General features: G+C 62.7%; 9 protein-coding genes. 2 read left to right on the plus strand and 7 right to left on the minus strand.

The annotated features are described in order from the left end of the window. Positions 1-42: 42 nt before the first annotated feature. The 4 genes from ACPS74_RS02390 to ACPS74_RS02405 all read right to left on the minus strand — a co-directional run bounded on the left by ACPS74_RS02390 (position 43) and on the right by ACPS74_RS02405 (position 10,939). Positions 43-7,497 carry a type I polyketide synthase gene (locus ACPS74_RS02390; protein ID WP_029651496.1) on the minus strand — a complete coding sequence of 2,485 codons (7,455 nt, stop codon included), beginning with the start codon at positions 7,495-7,497 and terminating at the stop codon, positions 43-45. 150 nt (positions 7,498-7,647) lie between these two features. Beyond that, complete coding sequence (locus ACPS74_RS02395) at positions 7,648-8,463, minus strand: hypothetical protein (protein WP_029651495.1); 816 nt, start codon at positions 8,461-8,463, stop codon at positions 7,648-7,650. Positions 8,464-9,482: 1,019 nt separating this feature from the next. Further along, positions 9,483-9,743 (minus strand): hypothetical protein, encoded by a 261-nt coding sequence (locus ACPS74_RS02400; RefSeq protein WP_029651493.1) that lies wholly within the window; start codon positions 9,741-9,743, stop codon positions 9,483-9,485. 323 nt (positions 9,744-10,066) lie between these two features. Then, complete coding sequence (locus ACPS74_RS02405; RefSeq protein ID WP_029651491.1) at positions 10,067-10,939, minus strand: FkbM family methyltransferase; 873 nt, start codon at positions 10,937-10,939, stop codon at positions 10,067-10,069. Positions 10,940-11,454: 515 nt separating this feature from the next. On the opposite strand from ACPS74_RS02405, the gene ACPS74_RS02410 reads away from it, so the two are divergent. Next, positions 11,455-12,408, plus strand: coding sequence for a class I SAM-dependent methyltransferase (locus tag ACPS74_RS02410; RefSeq protein WP_029651490.1), 954 nt, complete (start codon positions 11,455-11,457; stop codon positions 12,406-12,408). Positions 12,409-12,660: 252 nt separating this feature from the next. Here ACPS74_RS02410 and guaA read toward each other — a convergent pair whose 3' ends face one another. After that, entirely contained in the window at positions 12,661-14,265 is a 1,605-nt protein-coding gene (guaA, locus tag ACPS74_RS02415) for a glutamine-hydrolyzing GMP synthase (RefSeq protein ID WP_029651489.1), read from the minus strand. A 142-nt stretch (positions 14,266-14,407) separates the two neighbouring features. Further along, positions 14,408-15,697 (minus strand): RsmB/NOP family class I SAM-dependent RNA methyltransferase, encoded by a 1,290-nt coding sequence (locus ACPS74_RS02420; RefSeq protein WP_029651488.1) that lies wholly within the window; start codon positions 15,695-15,697, stop codon positions 14,408-14,410. Between the two features lie 110 nt (positions 15,698-15,807). Between ACPS74_RS02420 and ACPS74_RS02425 the strand changes: the two genes are divergently transcribed. Next, positions 15,808-15,957: a hypothetical protein gene (locus ACPS74_RS02425; protein ID WP_018408206.1), complete on the plus strand. Its 150-nt coding sequence runs from the start codon at positions 15,808-15,810 to the stop codon at positions 15,955-15,957. Between the two features lie 8 nt (positions 15,958-15,965). Here ACPS74_RS02425 and glpX read toward each other — a convergent pair whose 3' ends face one another. After that, entirely contained in the window at positions 15,966-16,955 is a 990-nt protein-coding gene (gene glpX / locus ACPS74_RS02430) for a class II fructose-bisphosphatase (RefSeq protein WP_029651487.1), read from the minus strand. Positions 16,956-16,961 lie beyond the last annotated feature (6 nt).

Here is a 16,961-nt window from a genome sequence, read left to right on the forward strand (position 1 = left end):
CTCGATCTGTCGACTTCGGCGTCGGTAATTGGCGAACGCCTGCTATTGTTGCCGCATGCCCTGTCGGGCGATCTGTTCGAGACTGGCGGCGACGACGATTTCTGGCGCGCCGGTGTTCCCGCGCTCGAGCTCTTCAAGGCAGCGCCGCATTCCTTGATCGACGGCGATCGGATAAATCTGCTTGGAGGCGTAGAGCTTACGCAGATCGTCGTTCACCATGCCGCCGTCCCACGGTCCCCAATTGATCGCGACGGCGTGAACATGCGGCCATTTGTGGCTTAGGCCATCGGCCAGCTTGTTGACGACCTCGTTCGCCGCGCTGTAGTCGCTCTGGCCGGCGTTGCCGAAACGACCCGCGATCGAGGAGAAGAACACCAGGAATTTGAGAGTTTCCGGCCGCAGTTTCTCGGATAGAACCATGGCCGGGATCACCTTCGTCTCGAACACCATGTCGAAGGACTCGGGCGACTTCTCTCTCATCATCCTGTCGTCGATGATGCCGGCGCCATGCAGCACGCCGTCAATGCGGCCATAGCGGTCGTAGATTGAATCGATCAGACGCCCGAAGGCGTCGCCGTCGCGGATGTCGAGCGCGTGGTACTCGACCTGCGCGCCGGCCGAACGCATCGCCGCGATGTTGTTGCGGATCTGACGGTCTTTGAGGATGCGTTTGATCCCGCTTTCGATTTCCGCCGGTTTGATCTTTTCGCCGCGCGCCCGCGCTTCGCCGATGAGGAACTGCCGCAACTCGGCGCGATCATTCAGTCCTCGTGTCGCGTCGGGCTCTTCGCCAGGCATTGGGCTGCGTCCGACGAGGATGAGCCGGGAGCGGAATTTTTCAGCCATCGCGCGCGTGACGTCCGCGGTTATGCCGTAGGCGCCACCGGTGACGAGCAGCACGCCGTCGTGCTCCAAGCTCAGGCCCGACAGATCGGCTGTCGGAACGCGCTCCTCCGCGAGTTCGAGCTGAAAGCGTCCGCTCTGGGTGAAACCTACTTCCACCGTCGGATCGTCGTCGTAAAATTCCATCAAAGATTCGTCGACCAGCCGCTTCACGTCGATATCGGGATCGGCGTCGATGCATTTGACTCGCAACTCCGGCCATTCCCGCGCCGCCGACTTGGCGACGCCGAGCGTGCCGGCGGGAGCCGCGGCGAACGGGCGCGCCCGGCGAAGACCGAATTGTCCATCGAAATCGGTCAGATTGAAAAGGACGCCGCCGCCGCACTTGGCGCTTTCCCTCAAATCCTTTTCGAAGGCCTTGAGGAGCAGAAACAATTGCCGCGCGTGGTCCAGACGGGCGTCATGCGCGACGCCGCCGATCGACTGCAAGCCGGACAAATTGAAAATCGCGCCTACCTTGGCGCCCTCGTCGGCGAGCATCTCGCGAAGCGCGGTCACCGCGTCAAGCGAAGACAAATTGGCTTCGATGCGCTCATTATCGACGAGGCGAGTCTCGCCGCCGGGCGTGACCCGCCAGACCTTATGGCCGTTAGCCCTCAGAGCGTCGCTGAAAGCGACGCTCAACTCCCCCGCGCCGCCGACCACGAGGATCAGGCGGTCGGCGGGGAAGTCCTTAACTTGCCTTGAAGTATCCCGCGGCGCGGCCACCGGGGTGACCGCATAACGCTGCACGTCCGCGGGATTTGCCTTCGGGGCGTCAGACTCCGCTGTCTCAGGCAAGGAGAGCGACAGCGGAGTCTGAGCTTTTTTTATTGAATCGGAGCCTCCCGGCTCGGCCTGCGACTTCCGAAATTGATCGTACCAATCGACGATCGCATTCAGGGTCTTGAGGCCCGACAGTTCCTCGAAGACCTTTTCTTCGTCCTGGTTCTCCATGAAGGAGTGATCGTCCTTGAGCTTGCTCAAGATTTCGATCCGCTTGATGGAGTCGATGCCGAGATCGGCCTCCATATGCGCGTCGAGATCGAGCATGTCCTCGGTGTAGCCGGTGCGCTCGACGACCGCCTGCAACAGATCGGCCTTGAACGCCTCGGTCGATGCAAGCTGCTTCGGGCCCTTCTGGTCCGTCGTCTTTGCAGCGCTAACGCCGTTCGCCGCCGGTTTCGTGGCGACCGGTGCGGCGGCGACCGGCGCGCTCGCGGGGCGCGGCGCCGGCTGCGGAGCCTTGCCGTTCTGCGTGACCGCAAGCTTCGGCAGCACAGGGGCAGGCGGAACGAAGACGCCGGCCATCGTCGGAGCCGCCATCGGCTGTTCGGCGAGCAGAAACGGGATCGGCTCAGCGCCAAACCCGGTTCGTTCAGCGGCGCCATTGCCGTTGGCGCCGAGCAGCTGTCCCTGGAACTCGAAGAAACGACGCAATACGTCCTGCTGTTCGCGCTGTAGATCGATGAGTTGCGCCAAACTGTTCTGCACTTGGGCGAACCGCGATTCAGCGCCTAACGCGCTGACCGCGCCAAGCGCTGGCGATGGTACGTGAGTAGACAAGGCTCTGCTCCTCTCGCGCTCGACGCCGAATAATGGCGCCGATGGTGGATGGGCTGCTGCGTTCCCATTGGGTCTGGTTTGGAGGGGCGCCGCGGGCGCTTTCACAGGCGCCGGCGCGGCGGCGCCGGCGGCGCGCTTTGGCGGCTTTGCTTCGCCGCGCCAAGGCTCGGCGCGCCCGCCATTCACCCGCCACGCCATAGGCCCTGGATTGGCCTTGGCGCGCGCCTGTTCGAAGACTTGCGCGAGGCTCATTTCCGCAAGTCCGCGGCGCGCGAACCATGGCGCGAGATCGACCGGAAGGCCGAGCGCAAACGCCCGCGCGAGCAGCTGCGCGAGCTGCAGCCAGCCCGAACGCTCCGGCGCGTCGATTGACAGCGTCGTGTGCGGCCGGTCGCCGAGAATGCGGCCGACGAGCCCGCTCAGCACCTGCCCGGGACCCGCCTCGATGAAGACTCTTGCCCCGGCCGCGTAGAGGCGCTCGATCTCATCGACGAAGCGCAAGGGCTCGACGATGTGGCGCGCCAACAGCGCGCGGATTTCCGAAGGCTCCTCGGGATAGCGGTCGCCCGTCGTGTTGCTGAACACTTTGATCGTCGGCGCTCGGAACGTCACCGAGCCGAGCTCCGCGGCGAGCGCCGCTTGCGCCCCCGCCATCGCGTTACAGTGGAACGCCGCCGTCACTGGCAGCCGCTTGACGCGCACGTCCTCCCCGCTGAGCGCCTTCACCGCAGCGTCGATTGCGGCGATTGGCCCTGCGATGATCGTCTGGTCAGGCGCGTTCAAATTCGCGACGCTCACCGCCAGTTCGAGACGCGCGATCGCCTGTAGCGTCCATGCCTCGTTGGCGTTGACCGCAGCCATCGTCGCCGGTTGCGCGACGGATATCTCCTTGGAGATACGGCCGCGCGCGTCGGAGATGCGGATAAGATCCTCGCGCGACAGAACCCCAGCGACGCAGAGCGCGACATATTCACCGTAGCTGTGACCGGCGACGAAGTTGGGCTTCACGCCGAAGGCCGACAGCGCGTCATAGGCCGCGAGGCCCGCCAATCCAAGCGCCGGCTGCGCGACGCGCGTGTCGTTCAATGCGGCCTGCCGACGCTCGCGCTCCTCCTTGCCGAAGACAGGCACGGGATAGACATATTGCGACAGCGGCTTCGGCAGCGCGCCCTTGAGCATCGCGTCGGCCTTTTCGAACAAGGCGTATGCGGACGGACGCGCGAGGACGAGATCGCGAAGCATGTTGATCTGCTGCGATCCCTGGCCCGGGAACAGGAAGCAGACGGCGCCGCTGTCGGCGCGATGTTGCAGGTTCCGATAGTAGATCCCGCTCGGCGCGCTGAGCGTCGCCTTCCCTTGATGGCTGCGCAGGAAGAATTCCAGCTTGCCCTTCAGGTCGGCGACCGAGTTCGCCACGATGGCGAGCTGCACGATCTGACCGCCGTTCTTCGGCCGCAGCCTGGCGTCGTCCAGGGACGCCGAGTATGCAAGCTGCGCGAGATCGAGCTCCTGCGTCTGCTCGACGCCTTGCAGCAGAGTCCGCGCCGCGTCTTCGACCGCCTCGACGCTCGAACGGCTGAAGGCGAAGATCTCGGCCGCGCGCGGGTTCAGATCCTGCGCGTCGGACGCCCGGAAGTCGCCGCGATATTCTTCGAGCACGGTATGAAAGTTGGTGCCGCCAAACCCGAAGGCGCTGACGCCGCAACGGCGCGGCGCGCTGTCGCCGGCGCCCAGCCAGGGGCGAATTTCGGTGTTGATGTAGAAAGGCGATTTGGCGAAATCGACGCCTGACACCGGTTTTTCGACGCCGATGGTCGGCGGCAGCACGCGGTGCTTGAGCGCGAGGCTCGCCTTGATGAGCGCCGCGAGTCCCGCCGCGACTTTCGTGTGGCCGATCATCGACTTCACCGAGCCGACGGCGCAGCGCTGCGGCGTGCCCGACGCGGAACCGAAGACTATGTTCAGCGCGCCGATCTCGGATTTGTCGCCGACCGACGTGCCGGTGCCATGCGCCTCGATCAGCGTCACGCTCGATGGATCGACGCCGGCGTCGGCATAGGCGCGTTCGAGCGCCAGAACCTGCCCTTCGGGATGCGGCGCCGTCAGGCTGCGATTGTGGCCGTCGCTTGAGCTGCCAATGCCCTTGATGACGGAATAGATCCTGTCGCCATCGCGTTCGGCGTCGGCGAGCCGCTTCAACACAACGGCGCAGACGCCTTCGCCAATGGCGATGCCGTCCGCGCTGTCATCGAAGGGGCGACAGCGACCGCGCGGCGACAGCGCGTGGGTCTGCGCGAAGGACATGAAGCTGACGGGACCGTTGGTGCCGTCCACCGCGCCAACAAGCGCAATGTCGGCGTCGCCGCTGCGCAACTGTCTGATGCCGACGTCGAGCGCGGCGAGCGAGGACGCGCAGGCGGCGTCGACGGTGAAGTTGGCGCCGCGCAGATCGAGTCGATTGGCGACGCGCCCGGCGACGACATTGCCGAGGAATCCCGGAAAGGAGTCTTCCGTCCACTTCGGCAACTCATCCTGATAGAGCGACTCCAGGATCTGCTTGCGCGCTTCCTCGGAGACGCCTTCGGCCTTCGGCAGATAGTGCGCGAGCAACGTCCGGAAGATGTAGATCGTTCCGAGGTCATTCATGCCGCCAGAGGCAAAAATTGTCGCGGTGCGCTCGCGCGGGAACGGCCGGCGATCCAGGCCGGCGTCTTCCAGCGCCATGCTCGACACCAGCAGCGCGAGGAGCTGCACGGGTTCGATGGAGCGCAGACTGGCGGGCGGAATGCCGTAACGCGTCGGGTCAAAAGCGACGTCGTCGAGGAAGCCGCCCCACTTCGAATAGACCTTGTCCTTCACGCCGCGTTTTGAGTCGTAGAAGTCGGACGCGCGCCAGCGATCCTCAGTCACCTCGCGAACCGAATCGATTGCCAGCATGATGTTGCGCCAGTAGCTGCGCACGTCGTTCGCGCCCGGCAACAGACAGGCCATGCCGACGACGGCGATTTCTTCGCGCGGTTCTCGCTTTGGCGAACTCTTACGGTTGTCGCCGCGGGCCAGCGCCGCCTGGGCGCCGGAGGAGACGGCCTGGTGCAGTTCGGCCATGCTCAACCGCGAGTCGCGCAAGCGCGCGACTTCGCCCATCATATACATGCCTTCACGGCGCTGCGCGTCGGCGTCGAGGCTGACGTATTTCTCGTTGTTATCCTCGGCCGCAGGATTCTCGTTGCGTGCGACGCCCTTTGAGGCGATGCGCAGCCGCCCGATGTTGAGCAGCTCGAGCGCCATGAGAATTTCTTCTTCCGACTTGCCCTGCAAAATCAGATCGCGCCGCGTCTTATCGAACTCATCGCAAAAGCTGGTGTTGGCGCAGCGTGTGAATGAGCCGACTCCCGACTGCAGCAGCGCAGTCTCACGGCAGTCGATGGCTTGATCCTGAAATTCGTTGACGATGGCGCCGGTTCGCACCGCTTCTTCGGTGAAGAGATAGGCGGTGCCCATCAGCACGCCGACTTTCATCCCCTTCGCGGCCAGCGGCGCCGCCAACACCGAAACAATCGCGGCGGAAAGCCCGTTATGAATGCCGCCGGCGAAGAGGATCTGCATCGTCTCGGGATCATCAATCTTCGCGCTGAGAAGCGTCTCGATGGCCGACTCCCACAGCACGAAACTTGTGCGCGGTCCGGTGTGCCCGCCGCACTCGCTTCCCTCGAAAATGAATTTGCGCGCGCCTTCCTTGATAAAACCCTGCAGCAGACCGGGCGACGGCACATGCAGATAGGTGGAAATGCCCAGCGCTTCGAGTTCCTTGGCCTGGCTCGGCCTGCCCCCGGCGACAATCGCGAAAGGCGGCTTGACGTCGCGGATGGCCTCCATCTGCTCCTGTCGCAGGTCGAGCGGCATGAAGCCCAAGATGCCGACGCCCCAGGGCCGCGCGCCCATCAGCTCTTTGGTCTTTGTCAGCAGCGAACGCACTTCCACCCCGCGCATCACGGCGAGCGCCAGGAACGGCAAGCCTCCCGCCCGAGACACCGCGTCGGCAAAGGGCGCGACGTCGCTGACGCGCGTCATGGGACCCTGCACGATTGGAAAACGGGCGCCGTGCAGTTTGGCGAGCGCTGAGTCGGGTCGCAGCACATTTTGCGCACGGGCCTCGCCGATCGCGGGCGCTATTGCGTCGCGCAGCGCGGCGATCACGCGTCCTGTTGTGCCGTAGCGACGCCCGAGCGAGGCGGCGAAGGCGATGTCCTGTGCGAGCGGAGTGAGCGCGTCTTCCGCCAACAATCGTCGCAAGAGATCCCGCAGGTCGTCGCCCTTGGCGACGCCGACTTCCAGCTCGCGGAGCTTGCCTCGACCGTGTCGAGCGGAAAGACGAAACAGATCAGCGCCTCGCCCGGCGACGATCGTTTCGCTGCCGTCGAATTGGCTCCACAGCTTTTTTTGCTCAGCGGACGCGCTCGGCCCCTCTTCCGTCAACCAAAGCTGCTCGGCGAGAACGACGCCGCGCGCGCCGGAAAGCACGGCTGCCGCCGCGCTGCGCATATGGACGCCGCCCTGTATCCAGTAGGGAATCTGGACCTTCCCGCTCAATTCCTGCAGCAGGATGAATGAGGTGGCGGAGCCGATCCATCCGCCCGCCTCATGGCCTTTCACGATGAGTCCGTCGAAGCCTTCCGCCTCTGCGAGCAGCGCCGAGTCGAGATCATGGACCTCGAGCAGGACTCGTTGCGCCAACTCTTTCGCAGACTTGAGTAAATCCGCCGCCTCTCGCGCCTTTACGCCCGCAAAAACAAGAAGCGGAACTTTGCCTTGCGTGAGCTGCGAAAGTTCGTTCAGATCCCGGTAAGGCCCGGCGGCGGCGTCCCATCTGACGCCCCATGTTCCGCGGACGCCCACCGACTTCCGCAGAGCGTTTATCGCGTCAGTGATGGCAGAGGCGTCTGCACGCCACCCCAAATCGAGGACGCCAGTCTCGCCCGCCTTGCAGGCGGCAATGGCGATTTGCGGGTCGAGGCAATGGCTCGGAGTGATGGCGATCACCGTACCCATCTATATCTCCTCGAGTTCAGCTTGTGTCCAAAAAACACGGCTAAAAGCTTATTTCAGCTATGCTTATTTGCGGTTCAATGTTCGCTTCGTATGCTTGTTCGCTTGCGCTTTATCGCGCCCGCACATGAAAAAATCTGTGTTGCAACACACTCACCGACGCACTTTCGCATCGAGCGTCGCCTCGCTATCGATACTGAGCTGTTGCAAATAGGATGCCCATTGCGCGGTGGCCTCGAAGCAATGCACGCTTCCGCCCACCATTGCATTCTTCGGCGGCGACCTGAGAAGCTGCGCGGTCGCGCTGCTCATCGGCAGAAATCCACCGTCATGGCGGAGAGCGCCGTATCCCAGAAGAAGACGCCGAAGCGTCGCCGCCAGACTTTCAACGCGCGCCAATTCAGCCGCGATCGGCTCCATTTCAGCCGCGGCGACAGCGACAGCCGCCTTTTTAACTTCGCCCTCGGCTAACTTCAGACTGCTTTCCGCGTTCGCGAGTTCTTGACGAAGGCAATCTGAAGCGCGTCGAAACGAGGCCGATTGATTTTCAAGCCAGAAAATCCTTTCAGCGAGCCTCTTCGTTTTCGGTGATAGCTCGAGCGCGCGGCCCGCCTCTTGTCCTGTCGAACGCAGTATCGATGCCGCGCACTCTTCAGCGATCCGCTTGTCAAGATTGGCGAATCTGGAAAGCCTTCTCTGGATCGCAGCAGAAAAATTGTCGGCGCGGTCTACGGCTTCCTGGATGCGGTCTCTCGTCGCCTTGGTTATATCCCGCTCACGCTGCGCCAGTTGCAGCGCCGAACGCGCTTTCGCGCGCAACACATTCACGTCGTGATCGAGAGATTGATCTTCGGCGGCCGCGAATTGCCGATTTAAGACAATTACGCCGACCTCTTCCGAACCGCGCCCACGAATGGATTCATCCGATTCAAAGAATGTATTGAGCGTGACCGCATTGATGGCTTCCATCAATGTCCCTCCAAGAGAAATCGCCACCGCGCCTGGCCAAATTATGAGCATTGCGCCTAATAGCTAGATGCACTGCAGCAATCGCTGATCTGTCAACGCTTCATTCCGAAATTCGTTGCATCGGGCGTACATTTTTTCCTGAATTTTTGCGTCACACACCGAGCAAATGCGTAAAATTATTTCGAGTTGTCAGCGACTTCCTTGATTTGGAAATTTTTGAAAAAGCGAAAATTGCGCCGTGATCCAATCGGGAGACGATCCATTCCTGAAGCGTGTTTAAAGAGATGGCGCAACTGCCGTCGACCATCTCTCTGGCTGGCTCCCAATCGCAATGACGCCAGGAACATTTTTTGCTTGTTGACCGGAGAAGTTTTCTCCGATGTCATCGCCACGCGGGGGGATCTCAGATGAGCGCGCCGGAGCGCATCACACCTGCTCCAGAATCGTCTATGATAGCGCGCGCTGGAACGGCCTCATGCGACGCACGGGCGACGCCATCGTCTGCACACCGCTCAACTGCGGCGCGACCTCGACGCAGAAGCTGTGCGCGCTCCTTGTACATCAAAGCGCGACGCTGCCGCATTCGCTGCCGCGCCTTTCGCGCTGGCTCGACCGCCTAGCGCAGCCGAATGTGAGCTTAACTCGATGTCGAGATTTTCCGATATAGCAAGCACCACGAGTCGACGAAGGAGATACACATGAGGGCGCTAAAAGTCGGGATAGTTGCCGCCCTTCTCGCTTCGCCAGCTTACGCCGACAGAAAAAAGGCGGACGCATGTGCAGCGGGTCTTTCACCTGACTCTAAAGCCATCTATGCGGCAGCAGTCGGGAAAATGCGTCGAGGAGCTGACAACGAGGCGGTCGTAACAGCAATCACCCTAAGCAAGGTAAGCTCTGGCAGATTAAGCCCTTTAACCGCAAAGACGACCGCCGAGGCTGCCGGTGATTGCCTAAAGAAATTGGCAGATTGAAAGCAATCGGGTGATTGCGGTCTTGGCTGAATTCTTGTTGTCGCCCCTTCATTTCGGGACACGGGTTCCACCGCCCGCTCTTCCCGCGAGCGTGACGGAGAAAATGATTTTGGCTGGCACAGGCCGCTCCGGCAAATCGAGAAGCTCGCCCATGCCTGCGAGAGTGGCGGCATCAACGCGATCGGTTTTGACTAGTCTCTCAATGGCCCCGGCGAAGCGATGCGCCCGCCGTGGATTGACCTTGGCGACCGGCAGACCTGCCGTATTGAGTGCGTTGGAGGGCGCGGTGGCAAGAACCAGTCGGCTCAAATACCACGCGCTTTACCGGCGAGGCCGACAGGCATTTAAGCATGGCGCGCCGCCTAGTTTGTCGTTGGAAAAGCGGCGCGCCACGCCGTCCGGTAAGCGCGCGCGCCGAGCCAATCTTTCGAGAGGTCGACGTCAGGGCGATCAAACTCTCGCTCGACCAGTCAAAAGAGGTCGGCGCTTTTCGATCCTTCCCTCGCCCAAGCGGCGCGCAATTTCATAACGCAAGCGGTTTCCTGATTTATCGAAGGCGATTTCATGAATCGGAGATCTGCATTTTCGTTAGTCTCCTTCAATAAAGGTGATTGCGCCGCTTTTGCCTATTGCTATCCTGTCATGCGCAAAGCGTAGACGGTGCAAGGCTTTGAGTCTTCGATGTCGACCGTTCCGCCCGCGAAACTCTCGACCGTCACTTTGCTGAATCCCAAGTCCCCGAGTTTCGCGACAAGCGACGACAATACGCGCTTGTTTGAAGGTTCTACCTCGAGCACAAGTTGCCGGATTAGAGGCCAGTGTTGTTCTTCCAAACCATGCAGCGCTTCGATCTCGGCGCCTTCGATGTCGATCTTCAACAGATCAACGCTTCCTAGCGCCTGTTGACGAATTGTGTCGCTCAAGGTCTGTATCTTGCACTTTATAGTCTGCGCGTCTTTGAGCATCGGCTTCACGAATAGAGCAAACACGCGGCGCGGAAGGAACGCAAAAGCGCGATGCAGATTCGAGAGCTCAGACGAGGTTACTTCCGCGGAAAATTTCTCCCAGTGGCGCCGCTTTTCTTGCAAATGCAGTGTCGAGTTACTGGGCATTTGCGGAAAAAACGCGATCGTCGCGTCTGCGTTCGTTGATCCAATCGCGCAATCAAGAAGCGTTATGTCGTGCAAACTCCGACGTGGTGATCCACTCAGGTTCCGTTCGAGGCAGGCATATGTGTTGGGCACCGGCTCCGCGCATACGATCTTGAGATCACGAAAGCGCTCCATCAGTGAAAGCGCAAACATCCCGACATTTGCGCCTATATCGAGAACAACATCGCCGTTATTGACCGTAATTCCATGCTGCTCGTAACAACGCCGTTCGAAAATCTCCTTGAAGAGAAAGCGCGTATCATGGCGAGACTTCGGAGCATTCCAAACACGCAGTCCGTTTGGGCAGCGGAATTGCTTCATCGGCACCGACGCATGAATGACCGCATTCGTCATGGGGTTGTCCTTTTGCGCACGCTGCTTATCCCATCGCGAGACTGCCCGTGGGCGGGGCTAGAGGATGTTAGTCTATGACCGGCCGCTCCTGCAATGAGCGTGGACGGGGAGCCGATTGAGGTTGCTCAGCCGGCCACGCGACGAGTCACGTAAATTCCCGGCAGTCGGTTTGCTTCGTGTCTTTGCTGCGAAAGAATCTCGAATCCGCATAGCGCGCGCAACGCGACGAAGTCTGGGGGACATGCAAAGCAAAGCGCTGCGCCGACGATCGGCGATTCCAAATTTTTTCATACAGTTCTCTGCCTGCTGTGATGGCGAGATTTAGGGTCTTGCATCCCCGACAAGAGCCGATCTCCGCTGCGGCGGCCGTCATCGCTCAACGGCTCGCCTCGCGTTCCAGGGTCCTGTCTCTGACACTTGATCCGAGGGTCCATGCTGATTTTGCTTGCATGCGCCTCCACGCCGGCCACAAAATCGCCAACCGGTAGCAAGCACGAAATTGGAGGCAGACCTCAATGACCTTGGATCAGGGACGCGTTCCGGCTTGCCCGATCACCGGCCTTCCCGCAGTCCGCCATATTCAGTGGGTGCCAGCACTTCTCCTCATTCGCTTATGGCGAATTGAGTTCAAGACGGATCCCCGGCCGAGCTTCGACGGGGTCGATCGATTTGGCTTGTGGGAGTCGCCCACAGGTCTCTATTTCTTCGACCCACTTGTTGAAGGCGACGACGCATTTTACGCGGCTTTCTATTCAAGACTTCGCGCTTTAGGTCTCTATTCCAAACAAACCGCCCGCCCGGAGTTTGAGATGGCCGCCCGACACGTCAAGCCCGGCGCGCGCGTGCTCGATATCGGGTGCGGACTTGCGAACTTCCGAACATGCGTGCCACAGGCGACTTACACTGGGCTTGACCCGCATGTCGCCGAAGGCGACGCCGACGGCTCGGTGTGCAGCGAGACGCTAGCTCAGCACCTCGTAAATCACACGGGGGCTTATGACGCCGTGTGCGCCTTTCAGGTCCTTGAGCATGTCAAGGCGCCCGTCAACCTCTTCGCTGAGATGGTGCAGGCAGTCAAACCGGGGGGGCTAATTATGGTCGGCGTGCCGCATGTCCCTTCCGCAATGACCCGCATACCAAATTTCTTGATGAACGCGCCACCCCACCATCTAACGTGGTGGACGAAGTCTGCGCTGATCCACCTGGCGAAAGACGTCAACGTCGTCATCGACAGCATAGAGAACGTTCCCTGGGGTAAACACGACGCCCTGATCTATTGGATAGAACATTGTACGCCTTTCAAAAGCGCCAGCCATCATTACAGTGAAGCGTGGTCCTGGCATGCTTCAGCTGCAATGGGGCTAGCCAGCGGCGCCATTGCGCACTGGATCCATGGGGTTCCGTCGACCGATGACGAAGGTTCCGGATTGCTACTGGTTGCGCGGCGCCCATGCGGAATGTCCTCATGAGAATCGGCCGAGCGCCCACGCCTCGTCACGGTGCGCGATGAAGCCGACCAGGCGCGCTTCGTGGTTGAGGAAGTGTTGGAGCGTGCGGTACTCGCGATGAACCCTGTCTCAGTCGCACGCCGCGTCGCGCTTACAGTGCCGAAATTCACATTGGCGCTGGCGCAGTTGGCCGAGAGCAATGTTGTTGCGACATTGCCGGGCCACCTCGTGGTGCGCGGCCGAATCAACGCTAATGCCGCCGAGGGTATCCGGTCACTCCCACTCAATCGTCCCCGGCGGCTTGCTCGTCACGTCATACACAACGCGGTTGACGCCCTTCACCTCATTGATGATCCGCGTCGCGGCGCGGCCGAGGAAATTCATGTCGAACGGATAGAAATCCGCGGTCATGCCGTCGCTTGACGTCACCGCGCGCAGCGCGACGACGTAGTCATAGGTGCGCCCGTCGCCCATCACGCCGACCGAACGCACCGGCAGTAGCGCCGCGAAGGCCTGCCAGATGACGTCATACAATCCCGCCTTGCGGATTTCGTCGAGATAGACGGCGTCGGCCTTGCGCAGGATCGCCAGCTTCTCGCGGGTGATGAGGCCCGGGCAACGGATCGCGAGCCCCGGCCCCGGAAACGGATGGCGTCCGACGAAGGCTTCAGGCAATCCGAGTTCGCGGCCCAGAGCGCGCACTTCGTCCTTGAAGAGTTCGCGCAAGGGTTCGACGAGCCGCATGTTCATGCGCTCCGGCAATCCGCCGACATTGTGATGCGATTTGATCGTCACCGACGGGCCGCCGGTGAAGGAGACGCTCTCGATGACATCGGGATAGAGCGTGCCTTGCGCGAGAAACTGCGGCGCACCCTGCCCGTCCTGCGCAATCTTCTTCGCCTCGGCTTCGAACGTCTCGATGAACAGCCGGCCGATGGTCTTGCGCTTCACTTCCGGATCGTCGACGCCCTCTAACGCGCCGAGGAACAGGTCTGCCGCTTCGACGTGATGCAGCGGAATATTGTAGTGATCGCGAAAGAGCCGCACGACCTCTTCCGCCTCGCCCTGCCGCAGCAGGCCGTGATCGACGAAGACGCAGGTCAAACGTTCGCCGATCGCTTCGTGAATGAGCACCGCCGCGACGGCGCTGTCGACTCCGCCGGAGAGGCCGCAGAGCACGCGCCCGTCGCCGACCTGGCGCCGGATCGCCGCGATGGCTTCGCCGCGAAACGCCGCCATCGTCCAGTCGGACTTCAGTCCCGCGACCTTGTGCACGAAATTCGAAAGCAGCCTGGCCCCGTCCGGGGTATGCACGACTTCGAGATGAAACTGCACGCCGTAATAACGGCGCCGTTCATCGGCGATCGCGGCGAAGGGCGCGTTTTCCGAAGCGGCGATGACGCGAAAGCCTTCCGGCAGCTTCGTCACGCGGTCGCCATGGCTCATCCAGACCGGAAAGCTGCCGCCCTTCTCCCACACGCCGTCGAGCAGCGCGCTGTGCTCCAGCGCCGTCACATCGGCGCGGCCGAATTCGCGATGATGCCCGCCCTCGACCTTGCCGCCGAGCTGGGTCGCCATCGTCTGCTCGCCATAGCAGATGCCGAGCACCGGCACGCCGGAGTCGAAAACGCTTTGCGGGGCGCGGGGAGACCCCTCGTCCGTCACCGAGCACGGCCCGCCCGAGAGGATCACCGCCTTGGGGCGGATCTCGGCGAAAGCGCGCTCGGCGGTCTGGAATGGCGCGATCTCGCAATAGACGCCCGCTTCGCGCACGCGCCGGGCGATGAGCTGCGTCACCTGCGAGCCGAAATCGACGATCAGCACCTTGTCATGGCGATCGGCGATGTCGTGATGGAAGGCGTCGGGCGCGGTGGTCATGGGCAAACCTGATTGAACCGCAGTTCACCGTCATGGCCGGGCTTGTCCCGGCCATCCACGCCGGGCTGCTGCGGAATGTCGGCGTGGATGCCCGCGACACGCGCGGGCATGACGCTCGTTGGAGCACTCGGACTGGTCTTACTCAGCGCTTCGCCAAGACACAAATGTAAAACCCGTCCGTGCCGCTTGTCGCCGGCGACAGGCGAATGCCCGGCCCGTGCGGCGAGGCGAAGCGGGCGAGGTCGGGGAGGCCGGCGATTTCCGTAATTTCGGCGGCTGAACGCGCCGTAAAATCAGGATTGGCGGCGAGAAACGCCGCGATCTGGTCCTCGTTTTCCTCGCGCAGCGCCGAACAGGTGACGTAAACGAGCCGACCGCCGGGCTTCACGAAGCGGACGGCCATCGCCAAGAGTTCGCGCTGTTCCTTTAATCTTCGGTCCAGCGCGCCGGGCGCGAGCCGCCATTTGGCGTCGGGATGGCGCCGCCAGGCGCCGGTCCCCGTGCAAGGCGCGTCGATCAGCACGAGGTCGCAGCGCGCTTCGAGATCGGCCAGCACGTCGGCCTTGCCGCGCGGCGCACGGACCTGAATGTTGCGGGCCCCGGCGCGCTCCAGCCGCTCATGGATCGGCATGAGGCGCCGCCCGTCCGAATCATAGGCGTAGACCTGCCCGCGATTATGCATCTGCCCCGCGAGCGCCAGCGCCTTGCCGCCGCCGCCAGCGCAAAGATCGAGAACCTGCTCGCCCGGCCCAGCGGCGCAGAGCAGCGCCGCAAGCTGCGAGGCCTCGTCCTGCGGCTCGACGAGCCCCTTCACATAGGCGGTCTCGGCCGTCAGCGCCGGACCCCGCCCCTGCCCCGCCTCGATGCGCAGGCCGATCGGCGAAAGCGGCGTCGGCGCAGGAGAGAGATGCGCGAGCTTTTCGAGCACCTGTTCGCGCGAGCATTTCAGAATATTGACGCGCAGATCGACAGGCGCGCGAGCGGCGAGCGCCGCGCCTTCTTCCGCTGCGCGCGCGCCGAACGCCGCCTCAAAATGCGAGGCGAGCCATTCCGGATAGTCCCCGCGCACATGATCCGGCGCGTCAGCGAGCGAGGCCGTCTCCAACCGATGGCGCTCCTCGTCCGAAAGCGGGGCCGGCGCATGGCCGGCGCCCGAGCAGAGCGCCGCGATCGCCTCGACGTTGAAGCCGCGCGCCTCGCGCAGCGCGCCCAGCATGATCGCGCGCGGATCGTCCGCGCCCATAACGTAGATGGCCGAAGCGCGCTTCCGCAGCGCATCGAAGACGAGACTGGCGATGGCGGCCCGATCCTTCGAGCCCGCGAAGCGATGCGCAAGGCCCCAGTCCTTTAGCGCCTCGGCGGCGGGTCGGCGGCGCTTTGCAACATCGTCCAGCACCTCGATCGCGGCGGAGATATGGGCGGCGGGAGTCATTGGCGCGCCGTCCCGCCGGCGCGGGATGGACATAATTCCGTCGCCACAGCCACGCTCTTACGCAAGAGGCGCGAAGATGCGCGCCCTCTTGAGAAATGTGGACGAAACTGATGCGACGCCTTCATCTGATCCTTGCTTCGCTTTTCGCTTTGTCGCTCGCCGCCTGTGCGACGCAGCCCCCGCCGCCACCGGATTATCCGCCCCCGCCGATGCGCAAGCTCGACGCCAAAACTCAGCTCGAAACCGGCAGGACTTATTAGCGCGGACGTCAATCGAACTTGCCGGCGGCGCGATGTATCGCATGGATGCGGCGGATCGTGCCTGTCGCCGAGCGATAGACGATCGTCTCGGTGTCGATCGTCGTCTTGCCGAGCGACACGCCGCCGACGAGCGGCCCGGCGGTGACCCCGGTCACGCAGACGACGACATCTCCGGCCGCCATGTCGCCGACCGTATATTTGCGGCGCGGATCTAGAAGGCCCAAACGCTGCGCCTGCGCAATCTGATCACGCGTTTCGAGCGCCAGCCGTCCCTGCATCTGGCCGCCCGCGCAACGCAGGACGCAGGCAGCGAGCACGCCTTCCGAAGCGCCGCCGCGGCCAAGATACATGTCGACGCCGGTTTCAAAAGGATGGGTGGTGAGAATGATCGCGGCCACGTCGCCGTCGGTGATGAGGCGCACGCAGGCGCCGGCATTACGACAATTGCGAATGATTTCTGCGTGGCGCGGCCGGTCGAGAATGCTGACCGTGATTTCGCTCGCCCGCACGCCCTTGGCGATCGCAAGCGCTCTAATGTTGTCGCCGGGCTCGCGATCGAGATCGATTGTGCCCTCAGGGTATCCCGGACCGATGGCGATCTTGTCCATGTAAACGTCGGGCGCATGAAGAAGCGATCCCGCCGGCGCCATGGCGACGACGGCCATCGAGCCTGGCATGTCCTTGGCGCAAAGCGTCGAGCCTTCGAGCGCCGCGACGCCGAGATCGACGCGGGGACCAACGCCCGCGCCGATTTCTTCGCCAATGTAGAGCATCGGCGCGGCGTCCTCATCGCCCTCGCCGATCACGATGCGCCCGCGCACGGGAAGCTGCGACAGCTCCTCGCGCATCGCTTCCGCCGCCGCGAGGTCGGCGGCCATTTCGTCGCCGCGTCCCCGGAATTTGGCGGCGGCGACCGCGGCGCGCTCTGACGCGCGCGCCAGCTCCAACGTCAGGTAGCGGTCGATCTTCGACGCGTCGGTTTCAGGCTGCTGCGTCATGTCTCG

This window comes from Methylocystis sp. SB2 (genome assembly GCF_049817085.1).
Taxonomy (GTDB): domain Bacteria; phylum Pseudomonadota; class Alphaproteobacteria; order Rhizobiales; family Beijerinckiaceae; genus Methylocystis; species Methylocystis rosea.